The following is a 2759-nucleotide window of genomic DNA, read 5'->3' as shown; positions in this document are numbered from 1 at the left end:
TCGAGAATTTGAAAATAAAGAAGAACTGGAAAAAGTAGTCAATCAGCTTTTAAATGAAGGGGGATTGATTATTAAATGGAGTAGAAAACTTAAAAATAAGGGTAATGCTGTCAATGTAACTTAAATGCGTAAAAGCTTATCTCGTTCATGGATCAGAATGATGTTAGTCAAGGGATCCCCAGTGATGTCCGGATCGGTTCTTCAAAGCCTTGTAGCTGATTTTGCAACTATTTTGAGCCAAGTTGATTTGAACCTTCTTGAGACAGCCGATAAAGCTATTGAGGCTCGATATTTCCAGTTGGCTGATTTCTGTATTCAATTTCAACTGCTCACTCATCCAGAAACAAGCTTATCAGTAATCCGTGAGGGACTAAGGCTAAGAAAAACTGAATTTGTTCAAGACATAAACTCATATGTAAAGGGGGAACCGACGATTAAGGTTCCACCCGGCAAATTGGCAGGTGGAGAAGCGGATTTAAACAGAAAATATATCGGCAACCCGGGTTATTTTAACTCGAATAACGCGAGTATTAACGAGCGTGGGGAGTTTATTCGGCCGCCTTGCTCTAAGCAGCCTAAACCCCTTCCGTCGTCTAATAGCGTAACAATTCAACGCCACACTCGAATCGAATTCCCATCAGAATGTGTTCTTGAGCAAAAAGCTGAGTTAAAGATTCAGCTAACTCAAGAGATTCCAGAATTTACTCGTGTTCAAGAAAAAATTTTGCTTACAGTAGGACGTAATACTAAGCAAGTTAAACTAAATGTCAAGGTTACTGCTCCAGCATTTGCCATAAGACCTTATCAGCAGCAGTTGACTGTTCCAGTTAAAGGCGATTCCAACGAAGTGATTTTTACCCTTGTTCCTCTTGAAAGAGGTGAGCAAGTTATTGAGATTGAGTTTTTCAGAGGAGCAACAAGAGTTGGGTATGTAATCGTTCTAACTTATGTAAGTTCCTACTGGTATCATGAAATATCGCCAAAAGTTTTATCAATGGAAGACCCAATTGATGGTCTCAAAAACTTAGAAAGTATGACGGTTAATCCCGATAAACATACACTTAATGTTACTTGGATTGAGAGAGAAAGTAAATTACTCTATACCATTTTCCCAGCGAATCGCTTAGGCGAGTGGGAGAAAACAATTCCTAATATTCAGCAACAAATTGAAGATGATTTGCGAAGTTTGAATGCTTTCCTGACAGAAGTAGTGCAACAAGGAAACCCCTCTGATGAGCGTTGGGAGAGTATCTGTTTCAATCTTCAGAGTGTTGGCGCTAACTTGTTCGAGATGTTAATTCCCTCTGAAGTGGCCAAACAAATGGGAACTTGGAAGATTGGTTCTCCTGTCATTATCTCCACTAATGAACAGTGGATTCCTTGGGAATTAATGTACGACGGCGAAGATTTTTGGGGAAAGAAGTTTATTATTGCTCGCTCTCCTCGCCTCAGCGATAGTCAAGATTTACCAAAAAGAAATAGACCTGAAAGTAAGGGAAAAAGACAAATCAAGCGGATTGTCAATATTGTCGGTGGAGATGTACCTTCCTCGGAAGCAGAGCGAGCTACCCATCTATTCTCTAATCTTCTCCCCCCGGAAGCGGTACAATTGTTAGCTAAACAGCCAATTTCGTCCCTTGTAAAAGCTATTCCAGGCACAGATGCGCTTCATTTTACCTGTCACGGACATTTAGAACCGCACCTACTCCAAATTGCTGGCGATAAAAACAAAACCCGAATTGAAAACTTGCTCCCTGAAACCATTCTAAGGCTACCCCTTGAGCCAGGTAGTCTTGTGTTTGCTAACGCCTGTGCTTCAACCGTTCCCGTGTTAACCTTTGGAAAATTTAGCAGTTTTGGCTGGAAATTTTATCAGCGTGGTGCAGATGCTTTCATTGGAACTTTAGGATCCGTACCAGTGAAATATGCCGTCAACTTTGCCGAAATTGTTTACCGTGAATTATTCAACCCAGATGAGAAAATTACTATCGGACAGGCTGTAGCCAAAGCCAAAGAAGTTGCAGCCAATGAGAGAAACTTATTCTGGCTACTGTATTGTATTTATGGCGATCCAGATTTCTCGATTGTACAGCAAAAAAATTCCAAGGAGGAAGACCATGCCAATTAAAGTATATGCCACAGCCGTTGATCCAGCTTCAGTTAGTAGCTTACAAACTGAGGATGAGGAAATCCTGACTACTTTGGGACCACAAGAGGAAACCGTCGCAGTTCAGTTGCAAGAACTCTTTGAATCTGTGATGGAAGCTCTTTCAAGCAAGGTAGATGTAGAAAGTCAGTTGACTGTTGAAATTAATGGTTCAGTCAGCCTAAAGGCGCAGGGAGGACTCAAATATCTGTTTTTCAACATTGGAGCAGAAACAGCCAATACAAACACGATGAAAGTTACCCTATCTACAACTTTGCAGCCAAAAATACAGAAAACGAAGTAAATGTCCACCATTAAAACAAAAAGCCAGAGGTCGGTATCCGGTCTCTCAAAGAAAACGGGTTTCTCAAAGAGTTTCTCAAAGAAAACCGTTTTCTAGATATTGATTTTTGCCAAAGACTGCTTAAATTCTGCGAGAGAATTAGCAGTAGCTGCTAATTTAACAATCTCTTGTAATGTAGATAGTACCGAAACTTTATTCAGGTATTGTTCCACATCTAAAGGAACTTCACCTAAGCGAGCTTGCAAAACTGTTTTGACAAAATCACGAGCATTTTCTAACGCCTCAATTTCCTTACCGATTTCCTTACCG

The 2759-nt window shown here is 40.5% G+C and carries 3 protein-coding genes and 1 pseudogene; 3 read left to right on the top strand and 1 reads right to left on the bottom strand.

Annotation, left to right across the window (positions count from 1 at the left end; genetic code table 11):
* The 3 genes and pseudogenes from IM477_RS00670 to IM477_RS00660 form a co-directional block, all read left to right on the top strand.
* Positions 1 to 124, top strand: a pseudogene (locus IM477_RS00670) (IS630 family transposase); the annotation flags it as partial.
* A 60-nt stretch (positions 125 to 184) separates the two neighbouring features.
* On the top strand, positions 185 to 2128 hold the full coding sequence (locus tag IM477_RS00665) for a CHAT domain-containing protein (protein ID WP_287730061.1): 1944 nt from the start codon (positions 185 to 187) through the stop codon (positions 2126 to 2128).
* Positions 2118 to 2450, top strand: coding sequence for a hypothetical protein (locus IM477_RS00660; RefSeq protein WP_004268142.1), 333 nt, complete (start codon positions 2118 to 2120; stop codon positions 2448 to 2450). The genes IM477_RS00665 and IM477_RS00660 overlap by 11 nt, the downstream gene beginning before the upstream one ends.
* Before the next feature lie 92 nt (positions 2451 to 2542).
* On the opposite strand, the gene IM477_RS00655 is transcribed toward IM477_RS00660, so the two are convergent.
* Positions 2543 to 2759 (bottom strand): hypothetical protein (locus tag IM477_RS00655; RefSeq protein ID WP_287730060.1); only part of this gene is annotated, 217 nt, incomplete at its 5' end.

It is taken from the genome of Microcystis sp. M090S1, assembly GCF_020246295.1.
GTDB lineage: Bacteria > Cyanobacteriota > Cyanobacteriia > Cyanobacteriales > Microcystaceae > Microcystis > Microcystis aeruginosa.
The sequence above is the reverse complement of the archived record's forward strand: the minus strand, read 5'-3'. Positions and strand labels throughout refer to the sequence as shown.